The sequence below is a fragment of the Cellvibrio fibrivorans genome (assembly GCF_031457055.1).
GTDB lineage: Bacteria > Pseudomonadota > Gammaproteobacteria > Pseudomonadales > Cellvibrionaceae > Cellvibrio > Cellvibrio fibrivorans.
Map to the genome: position 1 here is coordinate 564,293 of NZ_JAVDVX010000003.1, position 20,224 is coordinate 584,516.

Annotated in this window: 15 protein-coding genes; 9 read left to right on the forward strand and 6 right to left on the reverse strand. The window is 46.1% G+C overall.

Annotated features, from left to right (window positions below):
* Nucleotides 1–30: 30 nt before the first annotated feature.
* On the forward strand, nucleotides 31–408 hold the full coding sequence (locus tag J2X05_RS10985) for a 6-pyruvoyl trahydropterin synthase family protein (protein ID WP_310072370.1): 378 nt from the start codon (nucleotides 31–33) through the stop codon (nucleotides 406–408).
* On the opposite strand, the gene J2X05_RS10990 is transcribed toward J2X05_RS10985, so the two are convergent.
* Both J2X05_RS10990 and J2X05_RS10995 read right to left on the reverse strand, forming a co-directional pair.
* Nucleotides 405–1,442, reverse strand: coding sequence for a lysylphosphatidylglycerol synthase transmembrane domain-containing protein (locus J2X05_RS10990; RefSeq protein WP_310072371.1), 1,038 nt, complete (start codon nucleotides 1,440–1,442; stop codon nucleotides 405–407). The genes J2X05_RS10985 and J2X05_RS10990 overlap by 4 nt on opposite strands.
* Nucleotides 1,442–2,557 carry a CDP-alcohol phosphatidyltransferase family protein gene (locus tag J2X05_RS10995; RefSeq protein ID WP_310072373.1) on the reverse strand — a complete coding sequence of 372 codons (1,116 nt, stop codon included), beginning with the start codon at nucleotides 2,555–2,557 and terminating at the stop codon, nucleotides 1,442–1,444. The genes J2X05_RS10990 and J2X05_RS10995 overlap by 1 nt, the downstream gene beginning before the upstream one ends.
* Before the next feature lie 139 nt (nucleotides 2,558–2,696).
* On the opposite strand from J2X05_RS10995, the gene J2X05_RS11000 reads away from it, so the two are divergent.
* Together J2X05_RS11000 and J2X05_RS11005 are read left to right on the forward strand one after the other, a co-directional pair.
* Nucleotides 2,697–3,449, forward strand: coding sequence for a phytanoyl-CoA dioxygenase family protein (locus J2X05_RS11000; RefSeq protein WP_310072374.1), 753 nt, complete (start codon nucleotides 2,697–2,699; stop codon nucleotides 3,447–3,449).
* 152 nt (nucleotides 3,450–3,601) lie between these two features.
* Nucleotides 3,602–4,609, forward strand: a complete 1,008-nt coding sequence (locus tag J2X05_RS11005) for a glycoside hydrolase family 53 protein (protein ID WP_310072376.1) — start codon at nucleotides 3,602–3,604, stop codon at nucleotides 4,607–4,609.
* A 297-nt stretch (nucleotides 4,610–4,906) separates the two neighbouring features.
* Here J2X05_RS11005 and J2X05_RS11010 read toward each other — a convergent pair whose 3' ends face one another.
* Nucleotides 4,907–5,539 (reverse strand): Npun_F0296 family exosortase-dependent surface protein, encoded by a 633-nt coding sequence (locus J2X05_RS11010; RefSeq protein WP_310072378.1) that lies wholly within the window; start codon nucleotides 5,537–5,539, stop codon nucleotides 4,907–4,909.
* A 304-nt stretch (nucleotides 5,540–5,843) separates the two neighbouring features.
* Here J2X05_RS11010 and J2X05_RS11015 point away from each other — a divergent pair, with 304 nt between their 5' ends.
* The 3 genes from J2X05_RS11015 (at nucleotide 5,844) to J2X05_RS11025 (ending at nucleotide 7,711) form a co-directional block, all read left to right on the forward strand.
* Entirely contained in the window at nucleotides 5,844–6,188 is a 345-nt protein-coding gene (locus tag J2X05_RS11015) for a PadR family transcriptional regulator (protein WP_310072381.1), read from the forward strand.
* The gene (locus J2X05_RS11020; RefSeq protein ID WP_310072382.1) at nucleotides 6,175–7,125 is read left to right on the forward strand and encodes an HAAS signaling domain-containing protein; all 951 of its coding nucleotides are present in this window, start codon (nucleotides 6,175–6,177) and stop codon (nucleotides 7,123–7,125) included. Before J2X05_RS11015 ends, J2X05_RS11020 begins: the two co-directional genes overlap by 14 nt.
* Nucleotides 7,126–7,267: 142 nt before the next feature.
* Complete coding sequence (locus tag J2X05_RS11025) at nucleotides 7,268–7,711, forward strand: helix-turn-helix domain-containing protein (protein ID WP_310072384.1); 444 nt, start codon at nucleotides 7,268–7,270, stop codon at nucleotides 7,709–7,711.
* A gap of 40 nt (nucleotides 7,712–7,751) precedes the next feature.
* Here J2X05_RS11025 and J2X05_RS11030 read toward each other — a convergent pair whose 3' ends face one another.
* The 3 genes from J2X05_RS11030 to J2X05_RS11040 all read right to left on the reverse strand — a co-directional run bounded on the left by J2X05_RS11030 (nucleotide 7,752) and on the right by J2X05_RS11040 (nucleotide 11,666).
* Nucleotides 7,752–8,726, reverse strand: a complete 975-nt coding sequence (locus J2X05_RS11030) for a response regulator (RefSeq protein ID WP_310072386.1) — start codon at nucleotides 8,724–8,726, stop codon at nucleotides 7,752–7,754.
* 200 nt (nucleotides 8,727–8,926) lie between these two features.
* On the reverse strand, nucleotides 8,927–11,017 hold the full coding sequence (locus J2X05_RS11035; protein ID WP_310072388.1) for an ATP-binding protein: 2,091 nt from the start codon (nucleotides 11,015–11,017) through the stop codon (nucleotides 8,927–8,929).
* On the reverse strand, nucleotides 10,986–11,666 hold the full coding sequence (locus J2X05_RS11040) for a GNAT family N-acetyltransferase (protein ID WP_310072390.1): 681 nt from the start codon (nucleotides 11,664–11,666) through the stop codon (nucleotides 10,986–10,988). Before J2X05_RS11040 ends, J2X05_RS11035 begins: the two co-directional genes overlap by 32 nt.
* A 364-nt stretch (nucleotides 11,667–12,030) precedes the next feature.
* Between J2X05_RS11040 and J2X05_RS11045 the strand changes: the two genes are divergently transcribed.
* The 3 genes from J2X05_RS11045 (at nucleotide 12,031) to J2X05_RS11055 (ending at nucleotide 20,167) form a co-directional block, all read left to right on the forward strand.
* Nucleotides 12,031–12,777: a response regulator gene (locus J2X05_RS11045; protein ID WP_310072538.1), complete on the forward strand. Its 747-nt coding sequence runs from the start codon at nucleotides 12,031–12,033 to the stop codon at nucleotides 12,775–12,777.
* A gap of 50 nt (nucleotides 12,778–12,827) precedes the next feature.
* A complete protein-coding gene (locus tag J2X05_RS11050) occupies nucleotides 12,828–14,981 on the forward strand; it encodes a TonB-dependent receptor (protein ID WP_310072392.1) in 2,154 nt (717 codons plus the stop codon).
* Nucleotides 14,982–15,313: 332 nt separating this feature from the next.
* On the forward strand, nucleotides 15,314–20,167 hold the full coding sequence (locus J2X05_RS11055) for a discoidin domain-containing protein (RefSeq protein ID WP_310072393.1): 4,854 nt from the start codon (nucleotides 15,314–15,316) through the stop codon (nucleotides 20,165–20,167).
* Nucleotides 20,168–20,224 lie beyond the last annotated feature (57 nt).

The window sequence follows — 20,224 nt, forward strand, 5'->3', positions numbered from 1 at the left end:
TTTATTTTTTGTAAGCAGGCAGGAATTGTTATGTATACCGTTGCAGTGACCCGCGATTTTATCGCCAACCATTTTCTGATCGGCGGCGATTGGGGCAGTGAAAATTTTCCGCACGCACATCACTATGTGGCCGAAGTCAGTATTGAAAGCGACCAATTGGACAAGCATGGCTACTTGGTTGATATCGTAGAAATAGAGGCAGCGCTGGATAAAGTGGTCGGTTATTTTCGTGATAGCCTGCTAAACGATAAAGAAGAGTTTGCCGGATTGAACCCCAGCATTGAGCATTTTAGCCGTATTATAAATGAAAAAATTATCGCGCTGATTCATCCGCCCGGTGCTGGCTCGCTCAATATTAAATTGTGGGAAAACGCTACTTGCTGGGCGGCGTATCGCAAACAATTTTAACTTTCTGCTATCGCTTTGGTTTGCGCGTTGGTGGATGAGTTGCTGGCGCGCAAACAGGCAAGTCCAATTATCAATACGATCGCATCACGTACACGCATCAACGCAATTAAACCCAATGCGGCGCTGGCGGGTAAGTTCAGTGTGTGAAATGACCATAACACAGATGCTTCCAAGGTGCCCACTCCACCGGGCATGGGTAGTAAGAGCGCCATCCGCATTGCCACCAAAATAATAAGAAAACTGTTTAGGTCCGCATCAATTCCCACGAAATGCAATATCAAATGTAGCTCGCCTAATAGTCCTGCCCAGCCGAGTAGCGACAACAAAATTACCAGCAGAAAACGCGGTTTTTGTGTGCGCAGCGCAATGCGTAAATCATCACCCAGTGACTGCCAATGCTGGTTAATGTTGCTCAGGCGATGATTGTGTTGCCAGCGTGCGGCTATACGCTCAAGACGATTATTTATCCATTGCGGTTGTTTTATTAGAATCCATGCAAGCGAAAACATCAGGCCTAAAAAAATCAGTAGTGGCACCAGCGCAGTTTGCCAATCGCCGATTGGGCTAGCGGTATTGTTGTTACCGCTATTGTCGCCAATACCGGCAAGCAGTAGCAGCACTGCCAATAGCAGCACTGAAAAATTAATCCACAACTCAAAAAAGCGATCCATACCCAGTGACAAAAGTGATTTGCGCAGCGGCAGGCCGTATTTATATAACCAATAGACTTGTAGTGGTTCGCCACCAAATTGTGGGCCAGGCGTAATAAAGCTCACCGCTTGCCCCGCTTGGCGAATTGCTAAAAGCTTTAGCAATCTTATCGGTGCGCTTAGCGCGATATTTAGTATTTGCCAGCGCAGGCCGAGCACTAGAATAATCATCCCATTCAACCCTAGCCAACAAATCCATTGCATTGTGCTAAGTGAACTAATGCTGTTGGAGATTTCTGCAAGTGGTAGTTGTGCTAGCGTCCATGCACCCAAACTCAAAGCGACTAACCACACGAGTAGTGTAAATAATTTGGCGCGCTGCATCAGGATTGCTCCTCGCCATCGCGGCGGTTAACCCAGCGGTCATCCCACTGCCACAAGCTGAAGCGGCCAGTGCCCAATAACATTAACCAAACGCTGCTAAAAATAATCACCGTGATGATGCCATCGATTTGTTTGTCGCCGTGCAAGAGTGTAATCAGTACTAACAGCGCGAGTGCGCATACGCGACCAACCAGCCCCACTAATGTTGCACCGGCAATGATCAGCAAACCCGATGCCCATATAGATGAAAGAGAATTGCCGTTAAATATAAACAGCACTGTCGCGATGAGCACTGATGCGCGCAACAGCGGCTGAAAAATATTATGGCTAAATAGTACGAGGTGATTGAATGCCTGTTGTGTGGTAGCAGTAGCCGGAATCCTGCCGCTCACAATTAACCAATCCACGATAAACCCGAGCAGGATTGGCAGCATAAACGCAATGCCGATAATCATAGTCAGCGGGGCATGGAAACAGGGCAATAAAATAAAGGCGACAAAACCCATTTGGAAGCCCGCCAGCGTGCGGCGCAACATGCTGGGCATTAGTGGATAAACCGGTAAATGATGCATGCGCCGCCAATACAATCCCCATACAAAAACATAATAGGCTGCGCTCACCAATAAAAAACTCCAGTGAAGTTTGCCATAACCCACAGCAAGTAGTGGCGCGACTAATAATCCCAATGCGTCGTATACGGTATCCAGCTCGTTGCCCAATAAACTGGTGTGTTTGCTACGCCGCGCGACATAGCCATCCATGCGGTCGAGAATGGCGGCGATGCAATAGAGCACACCGGGAATCCAGGCCATTAATCCTGTCGCTTGCGGCTGAAACAAAAAGCCACCGGTCAATGCAATCAGTCCACCGCGCAATATACTTAAGTGATTGGCCAAGCCCAGTGTTGGATATAAGGCATCTTGTGCGCTGACGCGGTTTAAATCGAGCCGTCTCCATAATTGCCACCCGACAAACATCCACAAGGCCATCGCAAACAAATACCACTGCCCTGCGTTAAGGTGTGTGAATTGATGGATGCCAATAGCGGCTACGATCAACAGTGCTATGCCGAGAATGCCAATTGCTTGAGTTTCACGTTTGATTGGTTGCAACATGGTTCGGGTATCTGAATAAAATCAAAGAAAGCTATCCTATACAGCCCATTTGGGTTTGGGGAGTAAAAACTGCTTTTCCCTCGGGCTTGTTCGTTGTTTAATTCGCGCCCTGATGATTTCATCCAATTGAGTTTTGCTGATGTTGACCCCTGCACAAATTCTTGAGTTCAGAAATAACGGCTATCTGGTATTGCCTGGATTTTCCACTGCACAATTTTGCGATGCGGTAGTGGCTTTTGCGCGCAATGAATTACAACAGCATAAAATGCCAATTGAATATGAGGCTGATGTCCAGTACCCCGGTGCTCCCGCTTCTCGAACTGCGGTGGGCGGTGGAACCGCACGGCGATTGTTGATGGCGTCGGCGCGCGCACCTATGTTGCGTGACTGGGCAACGGGTGATTCGCTTAAAGAAATTTTGCAGGAGTTGTTGGGGTCAACTGTTTTTTTATCCCAGGCGCATCACAATTGCATCATGACCAAACAGCCAGCATTTTCCAGTATGACAGGATGGCATCGCGATAGCCGCTACTGGCATTTTGCGCGCGCTGATCTAATATCGGCCTGGTTGGCCTTGGGGAACGAACAGGCCGAAAATGGTTGCCTGTGGGTCATTCCCGGCTCGCATCGCCTGGAAATTGATGCAGATCAGCTGGATGAAAAACAATTTCTCAAAGCCGACTTGGTAAAGAACAGGCACTTGTTGCAGCAGGCGCTTGCAGTGCCGCTGCAACAGGGTGATTTACTCCTATTTCACAGCAATCTCTTTCACGCTGCTGGCCGCAACACCACTGAAAACCCCAAGTTTTCGATGGTGTTTACCTATCGTTCAGCCGACAATCCTCCCAATTCAGGCTCCCGCTCAACCTCACAGCCAGAAATACTCCTTTAGTTGCCGCCAGTCGCCACAATGCCTTTTCCTGAAGTCTTGTTTTAAATTCTTATTTATCGTATAAATATGTAATGAGGCTGAAATGGCCTTATTAATGTCTATCTGGCTTAGTGGATGGATGAGAGAACTAAATAACAATAACGGTGAATAATATGAGACTTATCAAGTGTGTTCTAACCGCTTCTATGGCGGCTGCTTTTATTCTTTCCTCATATGCAAGCGTTGCCGCACCTATAAAAGGGGCCGATGTGAGTTGGATGTCGGAAATTGAGGCCAATGGCATTAGTTTTTACAACCGCAGTGGTGTGAAAAAAGATATTTTGGCGATTATGAAAGAGCAGGGTATGACCGCAGTCCGCTTGCGGGTATGGGTTAACCCTGCCGATGGTTGGTACAGCAGTACGCAAGACGTAGTCGCCAAAGCGAAACGCGCCAAAGCTGCTGGAATGAAAGTAATGATTGATTTCCACTACAGTGATAGCTGGGCTGACCCTGGTAAGCAAACCAAGCCGGCAGTTTGGAAAAATTATACATTCCAGCAACTGATGGATGCGGTCTGGAACTCAACCATTCATACGTTGCAAGCAGTGAAAGATGCGGGCGTCACAGTGGATTGGGTGCAAGTAGGTAATGAAACGAACAACGGTATGTTGTGGGATGACGGTAAAGCTTCCGTCAATATGAAAAATTATGCATGGCTTACGGCAACGGGTTACAACGCGGCAAAAAGTGTATTTGCTAGCACCAAAGTGGTTGTGCATTTAGCCAACTGTCATGACAACGCCAATTTCCGCTGGATTTTTGATGGGCTTAAGGCTAACGGCGGAAAGTTTGATGTAATTGCCGCATCTTCCTATCCCACCAACGCGACGGGTTATACCTGGCAGGCGGCCAACACTGCTTGCTTAACTAATCTCAATGATATGGTGTCCCGCTACGGTGTTCCGGTCATGATTGCTGAGATCGGAGTGCCTTGGGATCATGCACAAGCTAAAACTATTGTGGCCGATATGATTACCAAAGTCGGGCAGGTGAGTGGTAGTAAAGGTATTGCCATTTTTTACTGGGAGCCAGAAGCGCGCCCGGGTTGGAAAGGTTATACCTTGGGTGCGATGGATAACAACGGAAAGGCCACCGCGGTGTGGGATGCATTTAAATAATACTGTTGTTGAAGAATGAGTTGTTTGTAAAAAGCCGCGCAACAATTTTTTATTTGTTGCGCGGCATTTTTTTTAGAGAATTTGTATGAAAAAAAGAGTTTGTGCGGGTGTTGTCATGCTTGCAGCAATACCCATTACTTCATGCGATGGACCGCACAGTAAGAGATTACAGCGGGAAACCTACTGCGAATGAGTGTATTTGCTGAAGTGGCGATGAAAATACAGCAGGTGTAGATCGGTATGAGGAGACTAATCACACACTCTGGAAAAAGTGGAGTATGTGACTAGCTTGACTACTTATTGCGCCTTGCGCAGACGTACGCCGGCCAGGCTCAACAAGCCGCCCAATACTAACAAGAGGGTAGATGGTTCCGGCACGGTTGCCAAATTGCGGAAAGCATGGTTGTCGCTTTCAAACGCGAAGCTGGTGCTTGTCAATTTAACGGTATCAAATTTCGCGTTGCCGAAATCAAAATTAATGTAACGGTTGGAGCTGAAGTTCACTTGGTTACCATTAGCAAATTGACCTACCAAGTCAGAACCACTGTAAGTAGAGATCAAGCTGTCATCAAGATAGAAGCTGATGCTGTTGTAAGCGTCGATTGAACCCCAGTAAAGGCCAAAATAATCGGACTCTGCATCAAGGGTAAAGGTAGCTGAGCCGCTTGATATCGGATTGGGTACAGTTAGGTATTCGGTATTGGTGCCAGCTGGTTGCGCATAGAGTCCGCTAGCTGAACCGAGGACGATTTGAAAGTCGCCGCTACAAGTTGCGTAACCGCAACCGCTGTTAAAGTCGATAGTAGTTGCACCAGCGACTGAAGTAGTCGTCTCGCCGAGGGCAGACAAGCTAACAATAGGTGCTGATTGTGCAGCTGCAGCTGCCAGAGCAAATGCGCCTGCGCCGGCCAGTTTGATCAATGTATTCATGAAAAATCCTTGGAGTGAGTGTTTTGTCGCTCAAATGTTTATAAACGATAAATCTAACAGGCAATTTTTATGCCTTATAAAAAATATATAGGCACATCAATCATTTATAAAGTGTGATGTAGTTATCTATTTTTTTGATGTGTAAGCTTTTTCGACGATTTTGGTGCCATTTTTATCCACTAATAGTTCGCATTAAACTCCTTAGCCTCTCGCTGCTTAAAAAATATTCACTATCCTTGCTTGCAATTAGGTACTGTGTGCCGCATAGTATTTACTGTGTGTGGCACAGTAATGGTGAGGTTGTATGTCAGAAGAGCATTTGGAGAAGCTGCGGCAAGAGTTGCGCCGGGGAATTTTGGTGTTGGCAGTGCTTGGTTCGCTGCGTCAACCCCACTACGGTTACTCATTGCGCAAGCAGTTACAAGAAGCGGGTATCGATATAGATGAGGGCACGCTATATCCGCTGGTTCGACGGCTTGCCGATCAGGGGCTATTGAGTAGCGAATGGCAGCAAGGGGAAGGGCGCGAACGCCGCTATTACCAATTGTCTTCTGAAGGTGTTGTGCTGTTGGAAAGCCTTGGAGCCGAATGGCAGCAATTGAATAAACATGTGGGCAAGATCTTGGAGGTGGAAAATGGAAACAATTGATCGTTACATGCATGCAGTTGCGCAAGCGTTGCCGGAGCGTCGTCGCGATGAAATTACCCGCGAACTACGCGCTAATATTCTGGATAGCCTAGAGTCTATTCGCGAGCAGCAGGAGCGTGAACCCACGGCAGGAGAGGTTGCCGCAGTGTTGGTCGCCTTGGGGCATCCACAGCAGGTGGCAGCCAGTTTTCTGCCGCCGCAGCAATTGGTATCGGCCGACTTATTTCCTTTATATAAGCAGTCGCTGCACTACGGTGTGATTCTGGTATTTATCCTGGGGTTGATCCAGTTTGCAATAAGCTTTCTCAATTCGGGGAGTATGGATTTTATTGATTTGTTTCATGGCTTGGTGATGAAGGGATTAATTACCTTTGCGGTCATTACGGGTCTTTTTTATGTGTTCAGCAATCCTCCCGGTGGTAAACCTTTGTTTAACCCTTATCAATGTTGGTCGCCAGAAAAGTTGCCACCCGTGAGCCGGTCTTGGCAGCGCATCAGCAGTGCTGAGCAGGGGGTGGATTTCGCGAGCGATTTGTTCTTTCTATTGTTGCTCAACTACAGTTTCTGGATGCCGTTGGAGCATGTGTCACGTTTGGCTGTGATGTTTGCCGATCCGGTCAGGGAATGGATTCCATTGTTATCGGGTGTAATGATTGTGTCCTTGCTCTTTGGATTGTGGAATATGGTTTATCAGTATTGGACGATCCCCAAGTTGGTGATGGAGGCATTAATTAACTTGGGTGCGGCTGTTATCCTGCTCAAAGTAAGTCGCTTTGAGCAGATTCTGGTCCATACCGATAATCCGTCAGTTGAACCGGTAGAAATACTGGAACTAGCTAACCATATATTTAGTGCTGGGGTTTTCTGGGTGGGGATGTGGTTAATGTTTATGGCCGGATGGAATCTGTATCGTATTTGGCAGTTGTCCCGAACATAGCAAGTGGGTGCAGACTAGTGCAAAATGATTATGCTATGATCGGTACAAGAGCAGCGTGCGCGGCCGGAAATGATTTTTTGCGCTCGCTGCAAGGATTCCCTCTCATTTCTACATGTGCCTAATGGCGTAAGGAGCGGCTTAAATGATTCAGCTACAACGCAACTACAATAATAGTAATAACGTGAATGATGGAGAATTCATTCAGCCATACACTCGTACGTACGAAGAGTACTTGTCGCTTGCACGAATCCCCCACTGCGATGGAGTGCCCGCCCGTGTTCTCAACGCGTTACATTTACGTGTAGGTCACACTGATCTATCGATAGAGCAGATTGCTTCTGATCTCAACTTGACCAAGCGTACACTGCAGCGTCGCTTACAAAGCCAAAACACCAACTTTGCCCAATTGCGCGATGACCTTCGGTTTCATTACGCCATAAAATATTTAATTGATGACAATCTCAGTGTTGATCTTGTTTCGCGCGCGCTGGATTTTTCTGATCGTACTAGCTTTACCAATGCATTCAAGCGTTGGACAGGTTTGTCTCCAAGTACATTCCGCAAGCTATTCAGGGAATTTTCCTGAGCCGATGGGAAATCAGTCAGAGAGGGATCTCTGCATGTTATTAGTGCAGTACGCCCGTAGGTAATTTGATTGCTGGAACTTCTTTAGCGCCGGCATCTTCGATTATTGCGCAGTAGTAATTTACCGCTCCTGATATATGTACGGCAGGGTAAATGCTAGCTGAGGCATCTTTCATTCCAGGTTCATAAAAGCCATCTGCAGTTTGAAACAAGGGCACGAATTTGTGTGATTCTATTGCGCTATAAAGGGTTTTAGGTGCACTTTCTTCCTGCAATATTTGTAAGTGTTCCGCAATATCCTCCTCGGTGTAAATAACGCAAGAAAAATTACTGCCCTCTCGTGTGCGCAATGCGAAACGTGAAGGGTTGGTTAGATAGTAATACTCAGTCACGCCCAATGATTCGCAGGCTTGTTGAAAGTAACGCGCTAGCTGTGGGTCTGCGAAAAAAGGTGTGCCACTATCGATGGCCTCTGCCTTCAGGGTGCTTGACAGCTCATTGAAATAAGCATGTTGTAATTGGTTGATTGCTGTCTCCAGATCTTGGAGCATATTGGCATCATTCTTTTTAAGATAATAATGAATGGTGTTGTTATTGAAGGCTCTTACCGCATCGGCTGGCGTTGCATAACCTGTCAGCAGGATTTTCTTAATAGATAAATTATTAATTTTTTCACAAAATTCAATGCCATTCATGCTAGGCATGGAGTAGTCAACTACCAATACGGACACTTCTTTGATTCTCAGCTCATCAAAGCGTTTTACATTTTGATGTGTAAGCACTCGCTTTACCCAAGCATCTGAGTCACCTTGGAGTTTCGGTTTTTCATCATTCGCTACAAGCTCGGCTTCACGTTGATATTCATTGATATATCGCAGGGCAGCATCCGTATTGTCAAATGTCTGCACATTAAACTGTTTGGAAAATGCCACTGATAGCGCATCTAAAAAGTCAGGGTTATCATCGACAAATACAATTTGTGTCGGATAAAAACAAAGAGGAATTTTTGATTTCACGCTAGGAATCCCGAGTATGTGTAAAGGCCTTATGGCTCATCTGCGCACTATGCCGTCTCAAGCATGTGTTAGATATTGTAAGCCAATTTAGCGCAGAGAGGGTAACCAAAATGAAGGGGGTAGATGGCGCCACACTTGCTGTGGCGCCTAGTTTAGCTTAGTACTTGATCTATAGAATGTGTTGTCAATTAACACCTGAATCATTGGATATTTCGCTTTTCTAGTTGATTCGCTGCCCGTCTTTCTGCCAATTCATCTTTGGTTTTGCCCTCGTCCTCGTTTTCATGGACTATTTGGGATGCAAAAAAACACAGTGTAAATTCTGAGCCTTTCGCTACCTCGCTTTTAACCGCTATGCGCGCATTGTGTTCATCGACTATGCGTTTAATGGCCTGCATACCAATACCATTACCGAATTTTTTTACACTAAAGCCCGGTTCCCATAAGCTGGCTAACTGCTTTTCCGTCATGCCGGTGCCATTGTCTGAAATGCAAAAGTATGCATTGCCATTTTCAACCCAAGACTTTATTTTAATGGTTAAGTCTTCATTATCGCGACGCGCCTCAGCGGCATTTTTAATTAAATTGATAAAGAGGATCTTAAGGTCTTCCGCATCGCCTTTGATATCGGGGATGCCGCCCAGCTCATATTCAACCTTGTCAAACGACTTTTCAAAAAGATAGAGGCAGTCCTGCACCAGTGACTCCAGAGCACAGGATTGGATACGTCGTTTGTGGTGACCACCCAAAATACTGGCCATGGTGGCAATAAGTTTTGAACCGCGCTCCACTTGTGCCAGCACAATATCCCGCTGTTTGTCGCGGTCATAGATATCGTTGGACAATATTCCGTCGATAATGGCAAAAGGTGCCTTTATATCGTGATGATAGTGGTTCATCAGGCTGAGCATGGACAGTGTTTTCTTAGCTTCACCTAATTGATCATGCATGCTGTTCAGCCTAATAAGGCGATTAAGTACTTGCTCTAATTCGGTTTGTAACCATTCGAATATTTTCATATCGTCGTAGCGATAGTAGGAAAACTGGGTGGGCTCTCCGACCAGTACAATCGCTAATATCTCGTTTTCTGAAAAAACTGGAAAACACAGGCCGGAAAGATGCTTTTCCATTTCATTCCGAATAGTTTCCGGCATTTCGTCTGCCAAGAGTACTTGGTGTTGTCGCGTGCAATAATTGACTAAAGAGTTGTCTTCGTCGATTAAATCAAACGGGAGGCTGGTTGATCGGGTGTTTGCATCATTACCTATTTGCTCTCTCTGTTGATTCACCATCAGGATTTTATAGTTGTTTAATTTGAGAATTTTTACAAACAGATAATCTAGCACCTCAAACATCATGGAGAAGCTTATGGAGTTTCTGAGCGCGCTTTCCGTATCGGCTCTCACCTGATCGAATTCATAGCCGTGTTTTGCAAGAATTTTCTTGGCGTTCGGTAAAATCCATTTCAATAATCTTGGATAGGCTTCGAGAATTAGCGCGACAAAAAGCAATAGAATCAATACCCCACCAACGGATTCGGTATGGTCGCCAACTACAGATGTCACTACGAAATATAGCCAGATGAAAAAACCCAGTAAGATAGCTTTCGATAAGCCCACACTCAAGGCCAATCTGAAGTCCATGAGGTTATGTTGAATTGTCGAGTAAAATAATAAAACAACAAAAACAATGTTGGTAATTGATCCTAAAAATCTTGACAGATAGAATTCACTTGGCATCGATGAAATGCCCAGAACACCGCCAATAAAACTAACGCAAAGTGTTATAAATAACCATTTTAAGCGCTGTTTTTCCCGGTTTGATGATGAATTATAGGAGGCAAATACTATTCCTATGGATCCTACGAAGCACCAAACAAAGGTAAGCAAAAACAAATAGAAAATGATATCTGTATTTGGCAAAAAAACCCCATCAACCTCTCTTAATGTAGAAGGGAGGATGAATGTGTTAACCAAAGAGAGTAGCCCGCTCGCGATAAAGCTTGGGATAACAACTAAGTTTTTAAAGTTATGAGAGCGGCTGCCTATCAATCTCCACGTTAAGAACGCAAATGTCGATGGAATAAAAAACATACCCCAGCGAGTAATGTGGAAAAGAATGTTCAAAACATCAACATTCTTTACCACTGTCAGTAAGTAAAGCTCTAGCGACCAAGCTCCTAAACTAAATACAGTGAGCGCAAGAGCTTTAGCAGCGGGATTGCCTTTTTTGGAAAAGGCAAGAATCCCGACGACGATATCAATAACTGCCGTAATTAAGTACTGGATCATCGCATTTCTCTACTACATCGACTTTGCTTCTGATGAAATTTCTTGACCATTGAATGTCTGTACATGCCATAAGCACAGTTTTAAAGGTTAAGTGTGGATACGATTTTGCCTCTGATATCTGGTTGCAACCCAACATTTTATAAAACCGCACGTGTGCTGGCCTTACTGCGATTACAATACTTGATGAACCTCTACGAATCGCTTCCTCTACAACCGTTCCAACAAGCAGCATTCGCGCTTCTACTCCACCTTTCCTTTGAAATGATGGGTCGATAACAAATTTATTGACCTCTACAAATGTACTATCGTAACCAATATTACTTCTGATCTCCTCGTCGAATACTTCCATAACTGGAACGCTCAATCGATCGTGGCTATCAAATACACAAGTACGCATAGATCCTACTGCCTTATTTTGATGATACAAAAGAAAACAAGTGCTGTTTGGTTTGTTGTCATACTCATCAATAAATTTTTGCGAAGAGTTTTCCGCTATGTACCCTTCAGCACTATAGCTTCTATAGCGCATTGAATACACCCTATCTAGCATCGGACCTTTCGCTATGACGCTATAATAATCATTGTGTTGGATTTGTTGGATTTGTTGGATTTGTTGAGTTTGTTGGGTTTGAATAGCAGTAGTTAACATCGGATACCTCTCGTTTAAGTTCACATTTGATTACGACAGTAAGAACGCTGAAAAAAATCAGTTATGATGTTTTATGCGCCAAATAGGTGTATTGACGACATGTCCGACTTGGACTTGGCGTCAAACTCCATTATGCTCAAAATTTATGCGACCTAAAACAACACTTTAAAACTTCATAGCTAAGTGATTGAATGGTGCGATTGGGTTGGCATTCGTAAACCGTTTGGCGTGTCCCTTTGCGTTGACTTACTTGCCAGCCGTGTATTGATGTGACAATAAAGCTTGAATTTTTGTTGTTTGGTTTATAACAATGGAGAAAATAATTTAAGGAAGTAGCTTTTAGTGAACCCAGGGTCAGCGAGTGATGACAGATAAATCCAAAAACCACTATGAGTCGGACAGTGCTGAAACGCTATTTCATGACATAGCGACTCCATTATTAGTCGCCAAAATGAAAGCTGGGTTATTGGCATCCTATTTACCGCAATTAATTAAGTCACTGGCTGAATCGCCGGATCTTCAGCATTTATTACCTGGAGATAAAAAAGTGATTGAGGCGCTGCTGAGTGCACCAGAGATCATGGTGTCGAATCTGGATGTGGTACAAAAGAAAATAAACCTACTGTCGGAATCTGTCCTGCACCAAGCGAATAATTTTAGCGCCTGCCCGCTTGGGGATAACGCGACTGCCAATATCCATAACGGAAGTATGGATGCGTCAACAAGTGCGGCCTTAAGAACGGTATCCATAAAAACAATTCTGCTTGTCGATGATGAAGTGGTTCACCGTGACATAGGGGGAAGTTTGTTATCGCCGCATTATCAGGTGGATTTTGCCGAAAATGGTTTGGAGGCCATTCGTAAGTGCGAGCAAAAGCATTACGACTTGATCTTGATGGATTTACATATGCCCAAGATGAATGGTGAGCAGGCAACCATGGCGCTGCGGGCATGTATCAGCAATGAAACGATTATTATTGGATTGACTAGCCTGCCATTGGGGGCTAATCAATCAGGATTACTTGCCAGAGGTTTTACGGATTTTCTCGAAAAACCGCTGACAATGAAGGGACTGCAAAATGTATTGCGAGCTTACGCCCGCCATGCGTGATAACGACTATTTACTAATCCCTTTCAAAGAGCCGGTTATTCATGGGAATAATGAGTAAAAAAATACAGCCCCCCCATTTTTTTTGTTTGACGAGCTTGGTTGTCGGCGCTACTTATGGCTCGTTCGCTTGGTCGCAAAATGCCAAAAGCCCTGCGCTGGAAGAGGTGATTGTCACTGCGCAAATGCGCGACGAAAGTGTTCAGTCCATTCCTGTTGCCATTGGTGCCTATGACAAAAAATTTATCGATAAGGTAGGCGCCAGCTCATTAACCGACATGGAATCAGCGATTCCCAATATCAATTTCGGGCGCGGTGATAGGAATACCCGCGGTGAGATAGCGATCCGCGGTGTGGGCGATTACTCGCGGAATATAGGCACCAATGCTCGCGTCGCTGTTTATATCGATGGTGTATTGACCGGGCGTTCATCCAGTTTTGACCAAAGTTTGTTGGATGTTGCGCACCTTGAAGTGTTGCGCGGCCCGCAAGGCACTTTAGCTGGCACCAATGCCTTAGCGGGAGCCATTAATATTGTTACGCAAAAACCGGAGGATCATTTTAGCGCAGGGTTGCTCACTAATATCGGCAACTACAATTTACAGTCGCTGACCGGAAAAATTAATCTACCGCTCACAGCCGAATTATTTGCCAGCTTGTTGGTTGGTACCACCCAGCAAGATGGTTACATAGATAACATTGCGCTCCAACGTGATCTTCAAGGCGTTAATAGAGATGTAGCAAAACTGAAGTTCCGCTATGTGGGTGTTGAAAATCTACTGTTGGATATTGGCTTTGATTATTTAAAGGATGATGATAAATCCACTAATGCTGAAGCACTCGCCAATGGTGGATTCAACGGCTTTACTCTGGCTCCTGAGCCCTTTGTCGTTGCGCACAATGCCGATGAGTTTGAGCAGCGGGAATTAAAAGGCGCTACTGTAGAAGCGAGTTACGAAACTCCCGGCGCTTTTCGCTGGACATCAATTAGCGGCATTCGCTCCAATGAATTTACCGAACTAAGCGAAGAGGATTATTCCCCCTTTGATGTTGCCGTCAGTATTTTTGATGAAAAGAGCGATCAGGTCAGCCAGGAATTACGATTGGCATCACCCAAAGGTGAAAAGTTCGATTACGTTATTGGCGCCTATTTTTTAGAGCAGGATATTTCAACCCAGCGTAGTGCCATCACCGGCGCCCTGTTTCGCCCAGCGCCAAACGCATCAATACAGACACCCGCCTCGGCTGAAGTACAATCCACATCCTTATTTATGCATGGCAATTATCAGCTCGATTCCCGCTGGAGCCTGACGGGCGGCCTGCGCTATGTGCATGAAACCAAAAATATTGATTACTCCACTGTGGATAACATAGGTTCATTTATCGATGTTGATCATCTGCGCGATCAAAAGACTTTTGACGAGCCGCTGCCCAAATTCGGTATTAATCTGCAGGTAACGCCGGATGTATTGTTTTATACCAGTGTTGGGCGCGGTTACAAGAGTGGGGGATGGAATGCCGACTTCATAACCACCTTGGAGCATTTCCAATTTGAGCCTGAGTACGCCATTAATTATGAGTTGGGCGCTAAGTCGGCGTTTTTGGACAAACGCGTTACTGCCAACTTCGCAGGTTTTATCACTAAATTTGACGATTTCCAGGTATTCCAATTCGTTCCCACACAGTCAGCTGGTGCAGTATTGTCATTGACGAATGCCGGAAAAGTCACCACCCAAGGTGTTGAGCTGGATATCACCGCATTAGTCACTGACAGCCTGAGTGTCAGCTTCAATACTGCGTTTACCCAGGCGCGTTTCGACGAGTTTAAAAACGGCGGCGGGCTAGGGGTGAATTACGATAACAACCATCTTCCTTACGCCCCTGAGCATACCTATTTTGTTGCCATCGACTACAGCCGGCCGCTGTTTCGGCAAGCAGAGGTCTACGGTCATATCGATTACGGCTATACCGGCGATTATTTTTCCAATCCAAATAACACGCAGGACAATGCCATCCCCAAATACTTTTCTGCCAATGCCCGTGTGGGTCTGAACATCGATTCACACTGGGATATTTCACTGTGGATGAAAAACATCACCGATGAAACAAATCTCCGGCAGCGCTCAGTGTCCTTTCTCGGAGTGCCCCGGGGGCTGTACAACCCTCCACGCAGCTATGGGCTGGCAATTAATTACACAATTGATTGATATAGCGCTGGAGTTGCGGATGCAGGCAAATCCAGCGAACGATTATGAATAATCCAACCAAAACTTAAAGTGGGACGGATTCCGGAATAAGCGGAAAGCCTTGGTGTGCGCTTGTTCGCAACGTTCGGATAGCGCACACCAGCCAAACCAAAATATTTTTATCAGTGTTACCAAGCGAACGCATGCTTCGTTATTTCTGTGGAAACTAACTCTGTCTTAATCGGCCACCGCGCCAGCGGGAATAAGACGAGAGAACCAGTAATCGACTAATAACAATAGTTAGTTGTGACCACAGAACGTAAATCAATAACCATAACGATGCAGGTAACACCATGAAAACTCGCTTGCGGTACATTACCCAAGGCGCTTTGGCGCTGGGTGTTGGTCTCACCATGACTGCCCCCGCTTTTGCGCAAACCACACCTATCTGGTCGGACGAATTCAACGGGACGCGAATCGACAATACCATTTGGTCCTACAAAGTTGGCGGCGACGGTAACGGCAATGGCGAACTGCAGTACTACACCGCCCGCAGTGAAAATGCCTATATAGAAGATGGCAAACTCGTCATCGAAGCCAAACGCGAAGCCTATGAGGGTAAACAATTCACCTCGGCGCGTTTGCATACCAATGGCCGTATGTCATTCAAATACGGCACCCTTGAAGCGCGTATTAAATTGCCCCGCGTAGACAACGGCCTCTGGCCAGCCTTCTGGATGCTGGGCACCAACTTCGGTTTGGACGGTTGGCCTAAATCCGGCGAGTGGGACATCCTCGAAGCAGGTTACAAATCGGCATTGGCCGATGGTACCGGCAACAAATCAGTCTCGGCAGCCCTGCACTGGTGGCATGAAACTGGAACCTGGAGCGATTGGTTGCAGGCAGATCACGCGGTATCTACCCAGTTGCCCACCAATTTTTATGAGGATTACCACACCTATAAACTTGACTGGACACCGACCAATATCACCATCAGCGTGGATAGCAATCCTTACTTCAACATGGATATCACCGACCCGAACATGTCGGAATTCCGCGATAATCCCGCGTCAATCATTTTGAACCTCGCTGTCGGCGGTTGGAATTTTGTTGAGATTACTGATCCGGCAATGATCACCGCACCTTTCCCCGGCAAAATGTATGTGGATTACGTGCGCCTCTACGCCAACCCAAGCACGCAAGTGCAGGTTGCCAATGCCGAATTACCAAGCGGTAATTTTGGTATCAGCACCGAAACGACTCCGGTATTGAACGAATTGAATTGGGGCGATCGCACCAGTTTGTATGTATGGAATAACATGACCAGCATTGCGACTACGTCTTCTGAAGGTAGTGGCGCTTTGGCTTATTCGATTGCGCCCGGTAATTGGTGGGGCATGGGCTTGGTGCACAAAGACCAAAACCTGCGCAACTACAAACACGGCTACCTGCATTTGGATATCAAAACCAATTCCACCAGCAGTTTCAGTATTGGTCTCGCCAGTACCTCCGGTGGTGATGGAAAAGTTGATTTCAATGACGGTGGCGATCAATACGGCCTCGTGCGCGATGGCGAATGGCATCACGTTGCTATTCCGTTAAGCAAATTCGGCAACCTCGATTTTGAAACCATGAAAACCCTGTTCAGTGTGTTTGGCCCAGGCCCCGCTGCACCTATGGAAATTGCGTTCGACAATATTTATTTAACTGAAAGTATTGCGTTGCAAGCGCCGGAATTTGGCAGCTTTGGTATTTATACTGAAACGCCCGCACACAAAAATGCCGGTGAGTTTGCATTTGGTGTGAGCGGTGATTTATTCCTGTGGGATGAAACACTCACGCTGGAAACCGGCACCAATAAAGAAGGCAATTCGGCGCTGCATTTAAAATCAACCGGTAAAGGTTGGTATGGTATGGGCTTGACGGCGCGCGATGGTTTTAACCTGACGGCGTTTGAAAATGCCGATGCAAAATTGCATTTCTCCATGAAGACTTCGCACACTGGCGATTTCCAAATCGGTTTCAAAAGCGGCCCGCTCAATAACATTGGCCAGAAGTGGATTAATTTCAAAGCGGGTAATGATCCCTACGGTTTTGTACGCGATGGCCAATGGCATGACATCGTTATCCCGATGAGCGAAATTGCAAAAGATCTGGATTTATTTGATGTGCGCCAATTGTTGCAAGTGCTTGGCACCGGCGAAACCGCAGGTATCAGCATCGATGATGTTTATCTCTCTGGTGGCCAAGCGGCAAAAGATCCAGGTACCGATGGCACTGTCGTTAATCGTGCGCCTTCTGCGGCGATTAAAACCTCCATCATGGGCGGGATTGCCCCAGCGATCATTACATTCGACGGTACCAAGTCAGTCGATGTAAATGGCGATGCGCTGACCTACACCTGGAATTTTGGTGATGGCACTACCGCTACCGGTGCAACGGTAAATCACACTTACGTCAACGAAGGTTCGTATCACGTTTCACTCACCGTGAGCGATGACGAACTCAACGCTATTGCAAAAACAGTCGTGTTTGTTGATAAAGATTTCAACAATGCAAAAAGTAAAAAACGCGGCCTGGGTTACGGTGCCCATTCTGTTGATGATATGGCTGTAATGTCCAAAGGCATTAGCTGGTGGTACAACTGGAGTATCAAACCGGATCTGTCGATTCAAAATGTCTATCAGCAATACGGCGTAGAGTTTGTACCTATGGCGTGGAACGGCAATTTCAATGATGCAGAACTGCGCGCGTATATCGCATCACATCCGGATGTGAAATATATCCTCGCGTTTAACGAACCTAACTTTATTGACCAAGCGAACATGACGCCATCACAAGCTGTTGCACAGTGGCCGCGTCTGGAAGCAATCGCCAATGAGTTTGGTTTGAAAATTGTCAGCGTGGCGATGAATTACTGCGGTAATTGCGTGACTGAAAACGGCACGACCTACTACAGCCCCTTCGATTATTTTGACGATTTCTTTGAGCTCTGCCCAACCTGTAAAGTGGATGCACTGTCTATCCACGCTTATATGCCCGATGTCAATGGCATTGAGTGGTACGTGAATGAATTCAAAAAATACGGCAAGCCAATCTGGATGACGGAATTCTCGGCATGGGAAACCGTGAAGACTCTGGACGATCAAAAAAGCATGCTGATCCAAGTGGTAGATTCATTTGAAAACAATCCGGATATGCAGCGTTACGCATGGTTCACCGGTCGTCGCAATGGCCATCCATTCAATGGTTTGTTCGACTATCGCCAATCCGGTGTTTTGTCGGAACTCGGTAATATTTATGTGAACATGCCGCTGCATGGCGATGCAAGTAAACACACACTGCCAAAATTGGTACAAGCCGAAAATTATGCAACCCGTACTGGCCTGCGTGTACAAGAAACCAAAGACGTTTCCGGTTTCCTTAACTTAAGTGATGTGGGTGTAGGTGCGTGGGTGGAGTACAACGTAAACGGCGCTGCTAATACTTACGATATGAATTTGCGTGTGGCGAGCGAAGCCGCGGGCACTATTAATGTGTTAGTGGATGGTGTACAACGTGCAACAATCAATGTGCCCTCAACCGGTGGTTTGCAAAACTGGAGCAACGTTAATGCGCAATTAGCATTGACTGCTGGCGCGCATAAATTGCGTTTGGTATTTAATCAGGCGATTAACCTGAACTGGATGAAATTTTCTATCGCCGGTACTGGAAGCTCAAGCGTAGGTAGTTCATCGTCAAGAAGTTCAAGCAGTATTGCACTTTTATCTTCATCAGTAAGAAGTTCGAGCAGTGTTGCAACAACCTCGTCGATAGCACCGTCTTCATCAATTGCGCCATCATCTTCAAAATCCACTGCATCAAGTGCAAGCAGTATGGCTGTGAATCCAGTAGGCAATTTGGCATTAAATCGCCCTGCAGTTGCATCAACAACAGAAGGCGAGGCATGGGCTGCAAACAATGCAGTAGATGCAAGCACAACAACTCGTTGGGCAAGTGCAGCAGTTGATCCAACCTGGATTATGGTGGACTTGGGAGCTGTCTACAGTTTCAATCAAGTTGTTCTGCAATGGGAAGCTGCTTATGGCAAAAACTATGCAATCCAAACCTCTACCAATGGCATGAGCTGGACAACTATTTATGAAACCACTAGCGGTGTTGGCGGTAAAGAAACGCTCGCCGTAAATGGCACTGGCCGCTATGTGCGTATGTACGGTACCGCGCGCGGTACAGGTTATGGTTATTCACTGTTTGATTTCCAGGTGAATAATAATCCTGTTGCCTCTAGTTCAAGTCTTGGGAGTTCAAGTGTTGCGGTGGTCTCTTCATCAAAAAGTTCCTCGAAGAGTTCATCCAGCAGTTCTGTGCCCAGCTCTGTAGCAAGTTCAAGCAAAAGTTCTATTGCGAGTTCGATAGCAAGCTCAGTCGCTAGTTCATCAGCGAATCTCGCGTTGAATCGTCCTGCTGTTGCATCCACCACGCAAGACGGTTTGCCAGTCGTAAATGCATTGGATGGCAACGCCAATACTCGTTGGGGCAGTGCGTGGAATAACGCTGAGTGGGTTTACGTTGACCTGGGTGCGAGCTACGACATCAACAAAGTAGTTTTAAGTTGGGAAGGCGCTTACGGTAAAAGTTATGAAATCCAAACTTCTGCCGATGCGATTACCTGGACAAAAATCTACGGCACAACTAACGGCAACGGCGGTGTAGAAACATTAAACATTGCGGGCACCGGTCGCTATGTACGTATGTTTGGCATAGAGCGCGGCACAGGTTACGGTTATTCATTGTATGAATTTGTTGTACAGGGCACTCCGGCAATTGTGGGCAATAAAGCGTTAAACAAACTTGCTGTTGCATCCACCAGTGAAGGTGCGGGCACCGCTGCCAATTTTGCAGTGGATGGCAACACCAACACCCGTTGGAGTAGTCAGTTCAGTGACGGTCAATGGATCTATGTGGATCTGGGCAGCATCATGAGCGTTAACGGTGTAACCTTGAAGTGGGAAGGAGCTTACGCTAAGGCTTATAATATCCAGGTCTCCAATGATGCAACTACCTGGACTACTGTAAAAGCCGAAACCAATAGCAACGGTGGATTTGATGATCACCTGTTGTCTACCAGTGGCCGTTACGTGCGTATCCTCAGCGTAACCCGCGCAACTGGTTACGGTATTTCCTTGTGGGATTTTGAAGTTTACTAATACAAAAATAGCTCTAGAGAAACTTCAACCGCGCGCAAGCAATTGCGCGCGGTTTTT

Excerpts from the sequence above, each read along its gene's own strand:
- J2X05_RS10985 (WP_310072370.1), top strand. The coding sequence starts at position 31 with ATGTATACCGTTGCAGTGACCCGCGATTTTATCGCCAACCATTTTCTG.
- J2X05_RS10990 (WP_310072371.1), bottom strand. The coding sequence starts at position 1,442 with ATGCAGCGCGCCAAATTATTTACACTACTCGTGTGGTTAGTCGCTTTG.
- J2X05_RS10995 (WP_310072373.1), bottom strand. The coding sequence starts at position 2,557 with ATGTTGCAACCAATCAAACGTGAAACTCAAGCAATTGGCATTCTCGGC.
- J2X05_RS11000 (WP_310072374.1), top strand. The coding sequence starts at position 2,697 with ATGTTGACCCCTGCACAAATTCTTGAGTTCAGAAATAACGGCTATCTG.
- J2X05_RS11005 (WP_310072376.1), top strand. The coding sequence starts at position 3,602 with ATGAGACTTATCAAGTGTGTTCTAACCGCTTCTATGGCGGCTGCTTTT.
- J2X05_RS11010 (WP_310072378.1), bottom strand. The coding sequence starts at position 5,539 with ATGAATACATTGATCAAACTGGCCGGCGCAGGCGCATTTGCTCTGGCA.
- J2X05_RS11015 (WP_310072381.1), top strand. The coding sequence starts at position 5,844 with ATGTCAGAAGAGCATTTGGAGAAGCTGCGGCAAGAGTTGCGCCGGGGA.
- J2X05_RS11020 (WP_310072382.1), top strand. The coding sequence starts at position 6,175 with ATGGAAACAATTGATCGTTACATGCATGCAGTTGCGCAAGCGTTGCCG.
- J2X05_RS11025 (WP_310072384.1), top strand. The coding sequence starts at position 7,268 with ATGATTCAGCTACAACGCAACTACAATAATAGTAATAACGTGAATGAT.
- J2X05_RS11035 (WP_310072388.1), bottom strand. The coding sequence starts at position 11,017 with ATGATCCAGTACTTAATTACGGCAGTTATTGATATCGTCGTCGGGATT.
- J2X05_RS11040 (WP_310072390.1), bottom strand. The coding sequence starts at position 11,666 with ATGTTAACTACTGCTATTCAAACCCAACAAACTCAACAAATCCAACAA.
- J2X05_RS11045 (WP_310072538.1), top strand. The coding sequence starts at position 12,031 with ATGACAGATAAATCCAAAAACCACTATGAGTCGGACAGTGCTGAAACG.
- J2X05_RS11050 (WP_310072392.1), top strand. The coding sequence starts at position 12,828 with ATGAGTAAAAAAATACAGCCCCCCCATTTTTTTTGTTTGACGAGCTTG.
- J2X05_RS11055 (WP_310072393.1), top strand. The coding sequence starts at position 15,314 with ATGAAAACTCGCTTGCGGTACATTACCCAAGGCGCTTTGGCGCTGGGT.